The organism is Actinokineospora sp. NPDC004072 (genome assembly GCF_053604195.1).
This window is the reverse complement of record NZ_JBSGHB010000015.1, coordinates 171,333-186,785: the sequence shown is the minus strand read 5'-3', so window position 1 is coordinate 186,785 and position 15,453 is coordinate 171,333. Positions and strand designations below refer to the sequence as shown.

Here is a 15,453-nt window from a genome sequence, read left to right as displayed (position 1 = left end):
AGCTGGGTTTAGAACGTCGTGAGACAGTTCGGTCCCTATCCGCCGCGCGCGTTGGAGACTTGAGGAAGGCTGTCCCTAGTACGAGAGGACCGGGACGGACGAACCTCTGGTGTGCCAGTTGTCCTGCCAGGGGCATGGCTGGTTGGCTACGTTCGGAAGGGATAACCGCTGAAGGCATCTAAGCGGGAAGCCTGTTCCAAGATGAGGTCTCCCACCCCTGTGAGGGTTAAGGTCCCCAGTAGACGACTGGGTTGATAGGCCGGAGATGGAAGCACTGTAAGGTGTGGAGTTGACCGGTACTAATAGGCCGAGGGCTTGCCACAAACATGCTACGCATCCACTGTGTGGTGTCTGAGACACCAACCACCCCAACCCCACCCCCCACGCGGGGATCGGGTTGGGTTGAGGTTACTGTTTCATAGTGTTTCGGTGGTTTTAGCGGTGGGGAAACGCCCGGTCCCATTCCGAACCCGGAAGCTAAGCCCATCAGCGCCGATGGTACTGCACTCGTGAGGGTGTGGGAGAGTAGGACACCGCCGGACTTCATAACCAGAAGGCCCGTTCTCGCAACGGCTCCGAGTCACTCGGACCGCTACGAGAACGGGCCTTCTGGCATTCCTAGGGCAGCCGCGCCGCCAGCTCGGCCAGGTCGGCGACGAACCACACGTGCCTGCCGCGGTTGCTCTCCCGGACGAAGTCGGCCAGGGCGGAGCTGCGGGCCACGTGCTCGGCGATGTCGCCGACGACGGCCACCTTCAGCTGGTAGTTCACCAGCTTCTGCAGCATCTCCCCGGCCAGCCGGGTGCTCAGGTCGAAGAACTCCGGGGCCAGCCGGGACACCGGCAGCGCCACCCACTCCACCTCGACCCCGTACAGCGAGCCGATCACGTGGAGAACGTCGTCGGGATGGGCCAGGACCGGCGCGTCCGGGGCGTACTCGAAGACGACCCCCTCGATGACGCCCAGCGGCACCGCCAGCTCGGCCTGGACCTTGCTCCCCTCCGGGTGGACCGCGGCGCCGCACGCCCGCAGGACGCCGAGGGCGGCGGCGTTCTCCGGGGTCGTGTCGGCGACGAGGGCGCGCAAGCCGCGGCGGCGGGCGACGGCCAGGAGCGCGCTGACGGCGGCCTTGCCGATGCCCCGCCCGCGCGCGTCCCGGCTGAGCCACAGCCCGGTCTCGGCGGTGTCCGCGTCGATGGCGCGCAGGCGGATGACACCGACCACTGCATCGGCCGCGCAGACGGCGAACGACGTGGTGGTCGGGTCGGCGAGCTGGGCGTCGAGGAACGCGCGGTAGTCCGCGCGGGCCTGCGGCGTCCAGTCCTGGTGGCGGCCGGGCATCACCTCGGCCGGGGCCGCCCCGGCCGAGGCGGCGGCGACCGCCTGGTCGGCGAGGGCGCCCAGCGGCGTCAGCTCGACCGCTGGATGGGAGGTTGTGGTGTCCACGCCTCTGATTGTCCAGACCGGACAACCGCATTTCGCGCGCCGACGCCGACGACCCGCTCACCCGACATCGCGCGGGCCACCTCGTGCAGCACGCGGCGGGCGGCCATCAGGTCGGCCGGGTCGCAGCGGTCGAGGGCGCTCAGGGCGTCGTGCGTGGAGTCGATGGCCATGCCGCCGAGGTCGATGGCCCGGGCGTGCACGGACAGCAGGACGCGGCGCCGGTCGTGGTCGTCGCGGGTGCGGGTCACCATGCCCGCGCGGACCAGGCGGTCCACCAGCGCGGTCACCGACGCCGAGTTGAGGCCCAGCCGCCCGCACAGCCAGCCCGGGGTGGCCGCGACGCCGGTGCGGCGGGCCTCCAGCAGGTGGATCAGCGCGCGGAGGTCCGTCGGGTGCAGGTCGTGCTCCGCGGCGAACCGGGCGTCGAGCAGGTCCAGTCGGGCCGCGATGGTGCGTAGCAGCCGGACGGTGTGCAGGCGGGGGTCGAGGTCGTCCACCCGGGCCCTCCTCTGGGTCGGGATCGGCGGCCTGGTGACCACGGCCACGTGGACAGGCCGTCGATGGAAGTTAGGCTAACCTAAGTTGATGCTAGAGGTGGGAGCATGGCCGTCCCCGTCGTCGAGCCGTACGACATGTCCGCCGCGGCGAAGCTGCCCCGCAACACCGTGGACTGGCGCGTTGACGCCAGGCGCGCGGTGCTCGTGATCCACGACATGCAGGACCGCATCGTCGCCTCCTTCGACGGAAGCCGTTCTCCGGCCGTCGAGCTGGTGCACAACGTCGGCAAGCTCCGCGACACGTGCCGTGATGCCGCTGTGCCGATCGCCTACACCCTCCGCGGCCGCCAGGCGGGGCAGCTGGTCTACCCGCCGCGCCCGGATGAGCTGCTGGTCGACGCCGGGCTCGGGGAGCCGGGCGCCGCGCTGCGCGCGGTGCTCGACGCCGCCGGGCGCGACCAGCTCGTCCTCGTCGGGGTCCGGGCCCACGCCGCCTGCCTCTTGGCCGCGGGCGGACCGAGCCTGGTGGGCGCCCAGGTCTTCGCGGTGGCCGACGCCATCGCCGACCTGGGCCTGGACGAGCACCGCCGAGCCGTCCGCGCCGCCGCCGAATCCGGGGCGATGACCACCACGACCAGCCGGGTGATCGGCGAACTCCTCGGCGTGCTCAGCTGAGCCGTCATGCGGGTGAGCGGCCCGCCAGGAGAACCTGGCGGGCCGCCCACATCCGGCCCGTCCCGGCCGGAGCCTAACCGCGCATCGCGGTGATCAGCTCACCGTTGGTGGTGTCGCCGGACAGCTCCCAGAAGAACATGCCGCCGAGACCCTGCTGCGCGCTGTAGCTGCGCTTGCCCGCGATGGTCGCCGGGGTGTCGTAGCTCCACCACTGGTTGCCGCAGTGGGCGTACGCCGTGCCAGCGATCGTCCCGTTGGACGGGCAGCGCGTCTTGAGGACCTTGTAGTCCTCGATGCCCTGCTCGTAGGTGCCGGGCGCGGGGCCCGTCGCCGTGCCGCCGGGGGCGGACTGGGTGACGCCGGTCCAGCCGCGGCCGTAGAACCCGATGCCGAGCAGCAGCTTGCTCGCCGGGATGCCCTTGGCCTTGAGCTTCTGGATGGCGGCGTCGGAGTTGTAGCCGTCCTGCGGGATGCCCGGGTAGGCCCGCAGCGGGGAGTGCGGGGCCGTCGGGCCCTGCGCCGCCCATGCGCCGAAGAAGTCGTACGTCATCGGCATGTAGAAGTCGACGTACTGCGCGGCGCCCGCGTAGTCGGTGGCGTCGATCTTGCCGCCGTTGGAGGCGTCCGCGGTGATGGCCGCGGTCACCAGGTTGCTGCTGCCGAAGCGGGTGCGCAGCGCCCGCATCAGGTTCTCGAACGCCTCGGGGCCGCTGGTGTCGCACTCCAGGCCGCAGGCGTTCGGGTACTCCCAGTCGATGTCGATGCCGTCGAACACGTCCGCCCAGCGCGGGTCCTCGACCAGGCGGTAGCAGCTGTCGGCGAACGCGGTGGCGTTGCGCGCCGCGTCGTCGAACCCGCCGGACCAGGTCCAGCCGCCGAAGGACCAGATGACCTTGATGTGCGGGTACATCTTCTTCAGCTTGCGCAGCTGGTTGAAGCTGCCGCGCAGCGGCTGGTCCCAGGTGTCGCCCACGCCGTCGACGCTCTGGTCGGCGCCGTAGGTCTTCTCGTAGTCGGCGAAGGAGTCACCGATCGCGCAGCGGCCGCCGGTCACGTTGCCGAAGGCGTACATGATGTGCGTCAGCTTCGAGGCCGACCCCGACGTGTGGATGTTCTTCACGTGGTAGTTGCGCCCGTAGACGCCCCACTCCGCGAAGTAGCCGACGACCTTGGAACCCGGCGGCGGGACGTCCGTCGTGGTGGTGGTCGTCGTGGTCGTCGTCGTGGTGGTGGTGGTCGTGTTGTCCGTTGTGGTCGTCGTGGTCGTGGTCGGCGGGATGGTGCCGTCGCACGAGACGCCGTTCAGGGTGCAGTTCGTGGGGGTGCCCGAACCGGACCCGATGAACCCGAACGACACGCTGGCGCCCGGGGCGACGGTGCCGTTCCACGACAGGTTCGAGAAGGTGTACTTGGTGCCCGACACCGAGCGCTGCGCGTCCCAAGAGGACGAGATGGTGCCGGGGCTGAGGTTGAACTCGATCCGCCAGTTCGTCAGCGCGGTGTCGCCGTTGTTGCGGATCGTGTACTTCGCCTGCCAGCCCGAGCCCCAGTCCTGGGTCTTCTCGAACACGGCGGTCGGGGCGGCGGCGCCGCTGGCCGGGGCCGCGACTACTAGGCCCAGGGTGATGGTGCCAGCGGCCACCAGGGCCGCTGTCACATGCCATCGGGTTCTGGACACGTGGGTCACCTCGCAGGGATGAGGATCGGTGGGGATGTTGAGTTGACTTTGGTCCAGACCACATGACGGGGACAAGGTCTAGACCATTGGTCTCACTCGAATGGAGCAACCATCGGTGAGCCCGACTCAGCGCCCGCTGGCCTCCGCGACCAGTTCGGCAGCGGCCAGCAGGCTGGGGCGCGACGCCCCGAAGGTGTCGATCCGCGCGCCTGCCCCGAGGTCGGGGCCGGGGACGCCGGTTTCGACGTGGACGGTGACCGCCGTGGTACGGACCAATTCGGCCACCAGGGAGCGCACTGCCGGGTGCCGGTGCGCGTCCCGGGTCGTGATGACGACGCCCGCGGCGTCGCGGGCGGCGGCCAGCGCGGCCGCGGGTTCGGCCGCGTCGACCCGCATGGCGGTCGTCCCCGGGACCAGGGCGCGCACGTGCGGGCCGAGACCCCAGGGCACCGGCCCGGCGGCGATGCTCGGGTCGACCTCGACGTCGAGCACGAGCGGATCGCGCAGCGCGGGCAGCGCGGTCGCGCGGATGGCCTTGCGGGCCACGGTGATGCCCAGCTCGGCCCGGGCGGCCGGGTCGGGGGCGGGGGAGTGCGATGTGGATTCGGCGGGTGTGGACAGCGAGCGGGTGCGCTCGGCGGCCTCGGCCAGGCGCTGCTCGTCCAGCGTGCCCTCCGCCACCGCGGCGACGATCCGGTCGACGATGCGGTCCACGATGCCCGGATCGGCCACCTCGCCGCCGATGCACAGGGCGTCGGCGCCCGCGCGCAGCGCCTTCACGGCGGCCTCGGTGAGGCCGTCGGTGTCGCCCAAGGAGCCCGCCACCGCGCCCATCTCCAGGGCGTCGGTGATGACCGCGCCGGTGAAGCCGAGCTCGCCCCGCAGGATCTCGTTGATGGCGATGCTGTTGAGCGTGACCGGGTCGTCACCCCAGTCGGGCACCACGAGGTGCCCGGTCATCACTGCCCGCACCCCGGCGGCCAGCGCGGCGCGGAACGGGACCAGTTCCGCGGCGCGCAGCTCGTCCGGGGTGCGGGGCAGGACCGGCAGCGCCACATGCGAATCCGATGTGCACGCGCCGTGGCCGGGGAAGTGCTTGGCGCAGGCGGCGACCCCGCCGCCCTGGTGCCCGCGGACGAACGCGCCGACGTGCGCGGCCGCGGCGTAGGGGTCCGACCCGAAGGAGCGCACCCCGATGATCGGGTCGTCCTTGGTCAGCGTGAGGTCCGCGCACGGGGCCAGGTTCACCGTCACCCCGCAGGCGGCGAGCCTGGCCCCGAGCGCCGCCCCCACCTCGGCGGTCAGGCCGAGGTCGGCGGCCGCGCCCATCGCCAGCGGGCCCGGCAGGTCGCTGCCGGTGGCCGCGTCCAGGCGGGTGACGTCGCCGCCCTCCTCGTCGATGCCGATCACCACGTCGGCGCGCTCGGCGCGCAGGGCGGCCGTCAGCGCGGCGACCTGGGCGTCGTCGACGACGTTGCGCCCGAACAGGACGACCCCGCCCAGCCCGGCGCCGACGCGCTCGCGCACCCAGTCCGGCGCGGTCGTGCCCGCGAAGCCGGGCAGCAGCACCGCCTCGGCCAGCGCGCGCAGCGAGCCGCCCGCCCCGGACCCGGAGACCGAGGGAACCGCCATCAGCCCTTCACCGCCCCTGCCGTAGCACCGGAGACCAGCTTGCGCTGGACGAACATGAAGAAGATCAACGCGGGCACGGCGTAGATGACCGACGCGGCCATGATGCCGCCCCAGTCGGTGCCGAACGCCGTGCGGAACGACGACAGCCACACCGGCAGCGTCTGGTTGCCCTTGTCCCGGATGAACACCAGCGCGAACAGGAACTCGTTCCACGCGGTCACGAAGCTGAACACCGAGGTGGCCACCAGGCCGGGGCCCAGCAGCGGCAGCGTGACGCGGCGGAACACGCCCCACCGGCCGCAGCCGTCCACCATCGCCGCTTCCTCCAGCTCCACCGGGATGCCCTTGACGAAGCCGCGCAGCGTCCACACCGTGAACGGCAGGGTGAACGCGACGTAGACCAGCAGCAGCGAGGGCAGCTTGTCCAGCAGGTTGGCGTCGCGCATGATCAGGTACAGCGGCACGAACAGCGCCTCGAGCGGGGCCAGCTGGGCGATGAGCACCAGCAGCACGAAGCCCTTGCGGCCGCGGAAGCGCATCCGCGCCAGCGGGACCGCGGCGAGCAGGCCCGCCACCAGCGCCACCGCGACCGAGCCCAGCGTGACGATCAGGCTGTTGGTCAGGAAGGAGGTGAAGCCGTCCTTGCTGAAGGCGGAGGCGAAGTTGTCGAAGGTGATCGACAGCGGGATCAGGTCGTAGTCGGGGGAGAGGATCTGCGCGGGCGTCTTGAGCGCCGTCGTGATCATCCAGTACGTGGGGAAGAAGAAGAACACGGTGGCCGCGATGCCCAGCACGGCCAGGCCGACGCGCTGCCCACGGGTCTTGTGCATCTACAGCTCCGTTTCCTGCGAGCGGACCAGCAGGCGCATGTACCGCCAGGTCACCAGGAGGAGGACGATCAGCATCAGCACGGCCACCGCGGCGGCCACGCCGAACCCGCTGCCGGAGATGCCCTTGAGGTAGAGCAGGACCGGCAGCGTGGTGCTCTGGCCGTCCGGGCCGCCCTGGCGGATCGCCCAGACCTGGGTGAAGACCTTGAAGTCCCACAGCACCGACAGGAACAGCACGATCGCCAGCACCGGCTTGAGCGCGGGCCAGCTCACCGCGCGGAACGCCTGCCACCCGGTCGCGCCGTCGATGGCGGCGGCCTCGTAGAGGTCCTTGGACGCGCCCAACAGCCCCGCGTACAGGGTGAAGGCGACGAAGGGCACCGCCTGCCAGCACACCAGCAGACCGATGACGGTCAGTGTGCTGGCCCCGGTGCTGAACCACGAGTAGCCCTCGAAGCCCTCGAAGCCGAGCAGCACCAGGGTCTTGTTGAGGATGCCGTACTGCTGGTCGAACATCCACTGGAAGACCGTCGTGGTGGCGATGATCGGCGTCGCCCAGGCCAGCACCAGGCTGACCTGCAGGGCGATCCGCACGCCGCGGCTCAGGTGCCGCATCAGGACCGCCAGGCCCAGGCCCAGCAGCACGGTGGCCGCCACCACGCCGGTGGTGAAGACCACGGTGCGCAGGGTGATCGCCCAGAACTCGGGGTCGGAGAGGATCTCGACGTAGTTGTCGAAGCCGGTCCAGACCACTTCGCCGCGGACGAGCTCGCCCAGGTTCAGCTTGCGGAAGCTGATGAAGATGACCTGCAGCGCAGGCCAGCCCAGCAGCGCCAGGAGGAAGACCAGGGCCGGGGCCAGCATCAGGTACGGGACGGCCCGCTCGCTGACCCCGAGGAAACCGCGGGGCCGACGCGGGCCGGGCCGCCCGGCCCGCGGGTGGGAACCCGCGGGCCGAGCGGTCCGTGCGGACGTCGTCGAGGTCATGACCCGGCGAACGCCTTGTCGAGCACGCCGTTGGCGTCGGTGGTGGCCTGGTCGATGCTCTTGGCGCCGGTCAGGTACGCGGTGAGCATGTCCTTCAGCGGGTTCTGGCCCGCCTCGATGGTCGCCCAGCCCGGGGTGGCCGGGACGCCCTTGCCGTTGGTCGACGCCTTGGCCATCGCGGCGCTGACCTCACCGGCGCTCTCCAGGGCGGAGACGTCGGAGGAGGTGCCCGGGATCATGCCCGCCTTGGCGAACTCGCCCTGGTACTTCGCGCTGCTGATCAGCTTGATGTACTCCTTGGCGAGGTCCTGGTCCTTGCTGTTGGCCGGGATGGCCAGGTTGGAGCCGCCCTGGAAGACCGGAGCCGGGCCAGCCTTGCCGGGGATCGGGAACGCGCCGGTCAGCTCGGTGATCTTCGGGTCGCTCTTGGCGGCCGTGGCGACCTCCCAGGGCAGACCGATGATCATGCCGACCTTGCCGCCGCCGTAGATGCCCGCCTGCTCGGGGGTCTGCTCGTCGGCGTCCTTCGGGGCCTTGGTCCCGGAGGTCTCGACCAGCTGCTTGTAGAACTCCAGGCCGGCCTTCGCCTGCGGGCTGTCCAGCGCCGCCTTGAAGTTGGTGCCGTCCTGGGTGGCGATGTCGCCGCCCTCGTCCCAGATGAACGACAGCAGCGCGTACCAGTTCTGGCCGGGCAGGTAGAGCGGCTGGAAGTCCTTGTCCGAACCGAACTTGGCCTTCAGCTTCTCGATCGCGGCCAGCCACTCGGCGCGGTTGGTCGGGGCGGCGGTGACGCCCGCCTGCTCGAACATGTCCTTGCGGTAGAGCACGACGCGGTTGGCGGCGTAGAACGGCACGGCGTACTGCTTGCCGTCCCAGGTCGCCGAGGCCTCAAGGCCGGAGAGCCACTGGTCCTTGTTGAAGCTCGCGGCGTCGGCCGAGATGTCCAGCAGCACGCCCTCGGCGGCGAACTTCGGCGACTGGGTGTTGCCGACCTCGATGACATCCGGGGCGTCGTTGCTGGCCAGCGCCGTGGTCAGCTTGTCCTGGATGTTGTTCCACTGCTGCACTTCGTACTTGATGGTGACGCCGGGGTGGGCGTCCTGGAACTCCTTGTGCAGCGCGTTGGTGAGGGCCTCGGGGGCGGACCCGTTCATCAGCCACACGGTCAGCTCCCGGGGACCGCTCTGGGCGTTATCGCCCCCGGTGTCGCCACCGGAGCCCGCGCACCCCGCGACCGCCAGCGCGACCGCGACACCCCCGATCAGCGACTTCGACCAACTTCTCACTGGAGGTACTTCCTTTCGAGCAGCCCGTCCGCGATGAAGGGCTTGAGTGGTTTAGACCATTGCGATTAGAGTGGTCCGTAGTTCTCGGGCTTGTCAAGATAAATGCGGAACCGTGACCTTTCGTCCCCGCAGCGGCCCACCCTGCCCATCGGCGCGCGACCAAGGAACACTCATGGCGGACAACCTCGCGGAAAACGGCCGGAAATCGGCGCGGACGCCCAAGCACTGGGCGCTGAAGGACCGGCTGCTGGCGCTGGTCGCCGCCGCGGGGCCCGGCGGCCCGCTGCCCGGCGAGCGGGCCCTGGCCGAGGCGTTCGGCGTCTCCCGGACCACGGTGCGCAAGGCGCTCACCGAGCTGATGGCCGAGGGCAGGCTGACCCGGGTGCACGGCAGCGGCACCTACGTCGGCTCGGGCAAGGTGACCCAGCGGCTGCAGCTGTCCTCCTACACCGAGGACATGCGCTCGCACGGGCTCAACCCGACGTCGTCGCTGCTGGAGGCCGCCATCGAGGCCGCGGAGCCGGAGGTGGCCGCGCTGCTGGCGGTGCCGGTCGGGGTCGACGTGCTGCGGCTCAAGCGGCTGCGCAGCGCCGACGGGGAGCCCATGGCCATCGAGACCTCCCGGCTCCCGCTGACCCGCTTCCCCGGCCTGGAGACCCGCGTCGGCGACACCTCCCTGTACCGCGTGCTGTGGGAGCACTACGGGGTGGAGCTGGGCCACGCCGAGGAGACCATCGAGACCGCCCTGGCCACCCCGGCGGACGCCGCCCTGCTGGGAAATGAGGTGGGCGCGGTGATGCTGCGGCTGTCGAGGCACTCTTTCGACACCGACAATCGACCCGTCGAATGGGTCCGCTCCGTTTACCGGGGGGACCGCTACAAGTTCGTCGCGACGCTGGTTTCCCCGCGTCCGGCGGAATAGGGGAGGAGTTTCCAGCCCGGTCGAATACGGCCGGGCCGCTGCGGTGCTGACGCGGCGAAAGCGGCTCCTCTCCCTTCAGCGCAGCCTGCCCGGCACGCCCGGGCGGGTCTGCCAGGGCAGCGGCCCGGCGGGCGGGCGGTACTCCACCCCCAGCGCGTCGAGCCGGGGCAGGTGGTGCTCGGCCAGCCGAGCGGCGAAGCCCGCCGGGTCGCGGCGGTCCTTCGGGGACCAGACCACCTCGGCGAAGGCGGCGAGGCGGGGGAAGGCGGCGTAGTCCACCCGTCGCGCGCTGTCGAGGTGCTCGGTCCAGATCTGGGCTTGGGCGCCGAGGATGCGGTGGTGGGCGTCCTCGGGCAGGTCCTGCGGTATGGGGTCGTAAGCGTAGACGTCGGCGACCGTGCGCGCGAACCCCACCGGGATCGGCTCGTCGGGGTGGTCGGACTGGCGGTGGTCGAGGTAGACGTGCTGCTCCGGGCACATCACCACGTCGTGGCCCGCCAGCGCGGCGGCGCGGCCTGCGGCCTCGCCGCGCCAGGAGGCGACGATGACCCCGGGCGGCAGGTCGCCCGCGTCCATCACGTCGTCCCAGCCCAGCGTCCGGCGGCCGTGCGCGGCCAGGTGCCTGCCCAGCGTGCGCAGGAACCAGCCGGGCAGCCCGTCGACGGAGTCCAGCCCGAGCTCGGCGAGCCGGTCGGCGTGGTGCTCCTCCCACTGCTTGGTCGGCACCTCGTCGCCGCCGAGGCAGACCACCGGGGCGTCGAAGATGTCCAGGACGTGGTCCAGGACGGTGGTGTAGAAGTCGATCACGTGGTCGGTCGGGGCGAGGACGTGCTCGCTGACGCCCCAGGCGTGCCAGACGTCCACCGGCGCGCCCGACGCGCCCAGCTCGGGGTAGGCGGCGATGGCGGCCTGGCTGTGGCCGGGCACGTCCACCTCGGGCACGACGGTGATGTGCCGGGCCTTGGCGTAGGCGACGATCTCCCGCAGGTCGGCGGTGGTGTAGTAGCCGCCGTGCGGGCGCCCGTCGTGGGTCAGGTCGCCGTCGGGCTGGCGGCCGGTCCACGAGCCCTTGCGCCAGGCGCCCACCTCGGTCAGCCGCGGGTAGGCCGGGACCTCGATGCGCCAGCCCTGGTCGTCGGTCAGGTGCAGGTGCAGGACGTTGAGCTTGTGCGCGGCCATCAGGTCGATGAACCGCAGCACCCCCGCCTTGGGCATGAACGTGCGCGCGACGTCGAGCAGCACGCCCCGCCAGCCGAAGCGCGGGTGGTCGACGACCTCGCCGCAGGGCAGCTCCCAGCCGCCGGTGCGGATGTCGGCGGCGCGGAAGGCGTCCGGGCCGAGCAACTGGCGCAGCGACTGGGTGGCGTGGAACGCCCCGGCCGCGTCGCCCGCAGTGGTCTGGACCCCCTCAGGTGTGATGGAAAGTCGGTATGACCCAGGATGTGGCAGCGCCACCGGGTCGATGACCACAGTGGAGGCATCGGTGAGCGCTGCGGGGTCGGCTACCCGGTGCGTCCCCCCGGTCGGCACGGCCGACACCGGGCGGGGGAGCAGGGTGTCGAAGGGGTTCATCTCCGATCCTTCCCCGCTGTTGCATGCGACGCAACTTGGGTTTCACTGGCGGCAATGGTGAGGATGGTAGAGCGCCCTCATCCCGGGCACAAGGCGGCCCCGCTCAGCCGAACGCGACCACGCAGGCGCCACGCACGGTGACCGAGCCGACCGGGTCGCCGAGGCGCCCGGTGGCCGGGTCGCGGGGCAGCCAGGTGACGTTGTGGGAGCGCTGGTTGGCCACGTACAACCACCGCCCGGTGGGGTCGACGGCGCAGTGCCGCGGCCAGTCCCCGCCCACCGGCGCGCTCTGGCGCAGCGTGCCGTCGTGGTCGAGGCGCGCGATCACGTTCTCGCCGCGGTTGCTGGTGTAGAGGTGCGTGTCGGCGGCGATGATCTCGGCCGGGAACGTCTCCGGCGCGCCCGGGGCGGTGACCAGGCTGTGCCCGGTGATCGTGAACGTCCCGTCGTGCCAAGCCATCCGCGTCACACCGGGGATGTACTCGCCGACGACGTAGGCGCGGTCACCGTGGAACGCGATGTGGCGGGGGCCGGTGCCCGCGGGCAGATCGCAGCGCGCGTGCTCGGTGATCCGTCCGCTGTCGACGCGGTGGGTGAACACCGCGTCCGCGCCGAGGTCCACCGCGATCAGCCAATCGCCGTGCGAGACGACCTGGTGCGCGTGCGGCTCGTCGGCGACGTGGCGGATGCGGTCGGTCACGGCCAGTGTGGACAGGTCGTGGACGGTGACCGTGCCGTCACTGTAATGGGCCACGGCCAGGTGGTTGCCGTGCAGGCACAGGTGCGTCGGGCCCGCCTGTCCGGTCGGGACGACCCGCTGGACGGTCGGCTTGGCCCGGTCGGTGATGTCCAACTCGGTCACCGCGCCCTCGGCCGCCTCGACCACCGCGTAGAGCCGGTCGCCGCGCAGCGCGAGGAACGACGGCTCGCTGACCTCGGTCAGCGTGTCGGTGATGGTGAGCTCGCCGGTGGCGGGGTCGGCCTCGGCGACGGTCAGGCCGTCGCCCTCGATTGCTCCGATGTAGACGGTCACGTGCTCCCCTTGCGGATGCTGCGGCCCGGCAGGGCCCCGGTAGGACGGCCGCCCTCGACCACCGGCACGCCGTTGACGAGGACGTGCTCCACGCCCGCCGCCGGTGTGCGCGGCTGCTCGAAGGTGGCCCGGTCGGCGATGGTCTCGGGGTCGAACAGGACGATGTCGGCGGCGTTGCCGACCCGGATGGTCCCCCGGTCGGTGAGGCCGAGCCTGCGGGCCGGGCGCCCGGTGAGGTGGTGCACGCACTCCACGAGGCCCAGCACCCCCTCCTCGCGCACGTAGTGGCCGAGGTAGCGGGGGAAGGTGCCCCAGGCGCGCGGGTGCGGGCGGTCCCCGACGAGCAGGCCGTCGCTGCCGCCGGTGTGGCCGGGGTGGCGCATGATCGCCCGGACGTTCTCCTCGTGGCCGACGTGCATCAGGCAGGACGTGCCGAGCCGGTCGGCGATGAGCAGGTCGGCGAAGAAGGCGAACGGGTCGGCCGCCGCGCCGACCCGGACGCCGACGTGGCGGCGGTTGGCCGGGTCGGCCACGCCGCTGATCTCGATGGCCGACCAGTCGACCGGCACGCCGTGGCAGCCGTCGGAGCCGGTGACCTCCATCTCGTGGCGGATGCGGTCGCGCTGGGTCCGCAGCCGCGCGAGCGTGGCCTCCGGCCCGCCCGCCGACGCCCAGCCGGGCAGCAGGGCGGCCAGGGTGGTGGCCCCGGGCAGGTAGGGGTAGGTGTCCAGGGTCAGGTCCACGCCGTCGAGCAGGGCGAGCAGCTCGGGGGCGCGGCCTGCGTTCTCCGGGAAGTTGAGGGTGGCGTGCGCCAGGTGCAGCGGGCAGCCCGACGCCTTCGACACCGCGATCATCTCCGCGTAGGCGGCGATCGCGCCGCGGCCGTAGCTGCGGTGGTGCGGGCTGAAGTAGCCGCCGTGCTCGGCCACCACCGCGCACAGCGCGACCAGCTCGTCAGTCGTGGCGTACATGCCCGGGGCGTAGGTGAGGCCCGCGGACAGCCCCAGCGCCCCCTCGGCCATGCCCCTGGCCACCTCCTGGCGCATGCGGTCGAGCTCGGCGCCGGTGGGCCGCCGGTCGTCCGAGCCCATGACCAGCATCCGGATGGTGCCGTGGGGGAGCAGGTAGGCGGCGTTGACCGCGATGCCCCGGTCGAGGCGGTCGAGGTACTCCGCGACCGTGCGCCAGCTCCAGTCGAAGCCGTCCGGGTCGCCGTTCCAGCCCGCGAGCTGGGTGCGCAGGGTCGCCAGGGTGGCGTCGTCGACCGGGGCGTAGGACAGCCCGTCCTGGCCGATGACCTCGGTGGTGACGCCCTGGGTGGTCTTGGCCTCGTGGGCGGGGTCGGTGAGCAGGCGCAGGTCGGAGTGGGCGTGCATGTCGATGAACCCCGGCGCCAGGACCAGCCCGTCGGCGTCGACGCCGGGGCCGGGGATGCGGCCGATCTCGGCGATGCGCCCGCCGCTGATCCGTACGTCGGCCCGGTAGGCGTCCGCGCCGGTGCCGTCGACGACCGTGGCCGAGCGGTAGACCGTCCCCATCAGAAGAACGTCCGGATGAGGTCTACGACGGTCTCGCCGTCGTCGGCGGTCACCGGGATGATGGGCCACTTGTCGAAGGTCGTGCAGGGGTGGGAGATGCCCATGCCCACCCAGTCCCCGGTGGACAGCGGGTGCTCGGCGGGCACGCGCAGATAGGTGTGCTGGTCGTTCATCGCCGTCACCGCGCAGCCGTCCAGCGGGGCGATCCCGTCCTCGGTGCGGCGCAGGCGCGGGAGCGGCATGCCGAGGTCGTGGGAGAAGTCGCGCTTGCCCGCGGCCAGGAGGGCGAGCCCGGGCTCCGGGCGGGAGATGACCTGGGCCCAGGCGGTCAGGGCGGGCTTGAGCGGGGGCACGCCCGCCAGCCGCGGGGTCGCGCCCAGCGGGGAGTTCTCGCGGTAGAAGCCGTCGTCGTGGGTGATGTACGCGCCGCTGCGCAGCACGGGGAGCACGGGCATCGGCCACGCGCCCGCCAGGGCGGCGGCCACCACGTCGAAGAAGGCGCTGCCGCCCGCGGAGACGATCGTCTGCGGCGCCTCGACCATCGGGTGGAGGCTGACCGCCGCGGTGCGCAGCGCGTCCAAGTAGGAGCGCACGGCGGCCAGGCCGTCCGCGTCGGCGGTGCCCGCGGCCGGGCCCTCGTAGCCCGCGACGCCCGCCAGCCGCAGGGCTGGGCTGGCGGCGACCGCCTTGGCGACCGCGGTCGCGGCGGCGAGGTCGCGCACGCCCGTGCGCCCGCCTGCCATGCCGATCTCGACCAGCACGTCGACCGGGCGGGGCGCGTCGGCGAGACCGGCGGTCATCAGGTCCACGGCCTCGACGGAATCGGCGAAGCAGACGAACTCCCACGCCGGGTCGGCCAGCTCGGCGGCCAGCCAGGCCAGGCCGCCCGGGTCGGTGAACTCGTTGGCCACCAGCACCCGGCTGACGCCGAAGGCGCGGCAGACGCGGGCCTGCCCCGCGTGCGCGACGGTGATCGCCCACGCGCCGAGGTCGAGCTGGCGGGCGAACAGCGCGGGGGCCATCGTCGTCTTGCCGTGCGGGGCGAAGGCCAGGCCCTGGTCGGCCGACCAGTCGGCCAGGGTCGTCAGGTTGTGCTCCAGCGCGGCGGCGTCGAGGACGGCGAACGGGCCGATGAAGCCGTCCCGGAAGAGGTTGAGCCGCGCGTCGGCGGTCTCGCCCGCGGTGCGGCCCGCGGGGACCTGGCGGAAGCGCCAGTCCAGCCGCTCGTCGCGGAGGCGGGCCACCGCGGCCCGGTCGAGGCTGGCGTTCATGCGCGACCCTTCTTCCCGGATACCCGCCGTCGATCCGACCAGACCAGCCGCCGCTTGCCAAGTTGCGCAAGCTGCAACGGCTAGTG

General features: G+C 72.0%; 13 protein-coding genes and 2 rRNA genes. 4 read left to right on the top strand and 11 right to left on the bottom strand.

Annotated elements, in window-relative coordinates:
- Positions 1–323 (top strand): 23S ribosomal RNA (locus tag ACWEPX_RS23675); the annotation flags it as partial.
- Positions 324–425: 102 nt separating this feature from the next.
- A 5S ribosomal RNA gene (rrf, locus tag ACWEPX_RS23670) occupies positions 426–542 on the top strand.
- 76 nt (positions 543–618) lie between these two features.
- Here the strand turns inward: rrf and ACWEPX_RS23665 are convergent.
- Both ACWEPX_RS23665 and ACWEPX_RS23660 read right to left on the bottom strand, forming a co-directional pair.
- Positions 619–1,446, bottom strand: a complete 828-nt coding sequence (locus tag ACWEPX_RS23665; RefSeq protein ID WP_451899401.1) for a GNAT family N-acetyltransferase — start codon at positions 1,444–1,446, stop codon at positions 619–621.
- Positions 1,410–1,943, bottom strand: coding sequence for a MarR family transcriptional regulator (locus tag ACWEPX_RS23660; protein WP_451899400.1), 534 nt, complete (start codon positions 1,941–1,943; stop codon positions 1,410–1,412). Before ACWEPX_RS23660 ends, ACWEPX_RS23665 begins: the two co-directional genes overlap by 37 nt.
- A 105-nt stretch (positions 1,944–2,048) precedes the next feature.
- Between ACWEPX_RS23660 and ACWEPX_RS23655 the strand changes: the two genes are divergently transcribed.
- Positions 2,049–2,618: an isochorismatase family protein gene (locus tag ACWEPX_RS23655; protein WP_451899399.1), complete on the top strand. Its 570-nt coding sequence runs from the start codon at positions 2,049–2,051 to the stop codon at positions 2,616–2,618.
- Positions 2,619–2,691: 73 nt separating this feature from the next.
- Here the strand turns inward: ACWEPX_RS23655 and ACWEPX_RS23650 are convergent, their stop codons facing one another.
- The 5 genes from ACWEPX_RS23650 to ACWEPX_RS23630 form a co-directional block, all read right to left on the bottom strand.
- Positions 2,692–4,296: a glycosyl hydrolase family 18 protein gene (locus ACWEPX_RS23650; protein WP_451899398.1), complete on the bottom strand. Its 1,605-nt coding sequence runs from the start codon at positions 4,294–4,296 to the stop codon at positions 2,692–2,694.
- Positions 4,297–4,422: 126 nt separating this feature from the next.
- The gene (locus tag ACWEPX_RS23645; RefSeq protein ID WP_451899397.1) at positions 4,423–5,928 is read right to left on the bottom strand and encodes a glycoside hydrolase family 3 protein; all 1,506 of its coding nucleotides are present in this window, start codon (positions 5,926–5,928) and stop codon (positions 4,423–4,425) included.
- Positions 5,928–6,758, bottom strand: coding sequence for a carbohydrate ABC transporter permease (locus ACWEPX_RS23640; protein WP_451899396.1), 831 nt, complete (start codon positions 6,756–6,758; stop codon positions 5,928–5,930). The genes ACWEPX_RS23645 and ACWEPX_RS23640 overlap by 1 nt, the downstream gene beginning before the upstream one ends.
- Positions 6,759–7,745, bottom strand: coding sequence for a carbohydrate ABC transporter permease (locus tag ACWEPX_RS23635; RefSeq protein ID WP_451899395.1), 987 nt, complete (start codon positions 7,743–7,745; stop codon positions 6,759–6,761). It abuts the gene before it with no gap.
- A complete protein-coding gene (locus tag ACWEPX_RS23630) occupies positions 7,742–9,031 on the bottom strand; it encodes a sugar ABC transporter substrate-binding protein (protein WP_451899394.1) in 1,290 nt (429 codons plus the stop codon). Before ACWEPX_RS23630 ends, ACWEPX_RS23635 begins: the two co-directional genes overlap by 4 nt.
- 172 nt (positions 9,032–9,203) lie before the next feature.
- Between ACWEPX_RS23630 and ACWEPX_RS23625 the strand changes: the two genes are divergently transcribed.
- A complete protein-coding gene (locus ACWEPX_RS23625; RefSeq protein WP_451899393.1) occupies positions 9,204–9,953 on the top strand; it encodes a GntR family transcriptional regulator in 750 nt (249 codons plus the stop codon).
- 75 nt (positions 9,954–10,028) lie between these two features.
- On the opposite strand, the gene ACWEPX_RS23620 is transcribed toward ACWEPX_RS23625, so the two are convergent.
- The 4 genes from ACWEPX_RS23620 to ACWEPX_RS23605 form a co-directional block, all read right to left on the bottom strand.
- Positions 10,029–11,525 (bottom strand): beta-N-acetylhexosaminidase, encoded by a 1,497-nt coding sequence (locus tag ACWEPX_RS23620; protein ID WP_451899392.1) that lies wholly within the window; start codon positions 11,523–11,525, stop codon positions 10,029–10,031.
- A 103-nt stretch (positions 11,526–11,628) separates the two neighbouring features.
- On the bottom strand, positions 11,629–12,558 hold the full coding sequence (locus tag ACWEPX_RS23615; protein ID WP_451899391.1) for a lactonase family protein: 930 nt from the start codon (positions 12,556–12,558) through the stop codon (positions 11,629–11,631).
- Entirely contained in the window at positions 12,555–14,096 is a 1,542-nt protein-coding gene (locus tag ACWEPX_RS23610; protein WP_451899390.1) for an N-acyl-D-amino-acid deacylase family protein, read from the bottom strand. Before ACWEPX_RS23610 ends, ACWEPX_RS23615 begins: the two co-directional genes overlap by 4 nt.
- Positions 14,096–15,367: an alanine racemase gene (locus tag ACWEPX_RS23605; protein ID WP_451899389.1), complete on the bottom strand. Its 1,272-nt coding sequence runs from the start codon at positions 15,365–15,367 to the stop codon at positions 14,096–14,098. The genes ACWEPX_RS23610 and ACWEPX_RS23605 overlap by 1 nt, the downstream gene beginning before the upstream one ends.
- Positions 15,368–15,453 lie beyond the last annotated feature (86 nt).

Excerpts from the sequence above, each read along its gene's own strand:
- ACWEPX_RS23655 (WP_451899399.1), top strand. The coding sequence starts at position 2,049 with ATGGCCGTCCCCGTCGTCGAGCCGTACGACATGTCCGCCGCGGCGAAG.
- ACWEPX_RS23645 (WP_451899397.1), bottom strand. The coding sequence starts at position 5,928 with ATGGCGGTTCCCTCGGTCTCCGGGTCCGGGGCGGGCGGCTCGCTGCGC.
- ACWEPX_RS23640 (WP_451899396.1), bottom strand. The coding sequence starts at position 6,758 with ATGCACAAGACCCGTGGGCAGCGCGTCGGCCTGGCCGTGCTGGGCATC.
- ACWEPX_RS23635 (WP_451899395.1), bottom strand. The coding sequence starts at position 7,745 with ATGACCTCGACGACGTCCGCACGGACCGCTCGGCCCGCGGGTTCCCAC.
- ACWEPX_RS23625 (WP_451899393.1), top strand. The coding sequence starts at position 9,204 with ATGGCGGACAACCTCGCGGAAAACGGCCGGAAATCGGCGCGGACGCCC.
- ACWEPX_RS23620 (WP_451899392.1), bottom strand. The coding sequence starts at position 11,525 with ATGAACCCCTTCGACACCCTGCTCCCCCGCCCGGTGTCGGCCGTGCCG.
- ACWEPX_RS23610 (WP_451899390.1), bottom strand. The coding sequence starts at position 14,096 with ATGGGGACGGTCTACCGCTCGGCCACGGTCGTCGACGGCACCGGCGCG.
- ACWEPX_RS23605 (WP_451899389.1), bottom strand. The coding sequence starts at position 15,367 with ATGAACGCCAGCCTCGACCGGGCCGCGGTGGCCCGCCTCCGCGACGAG.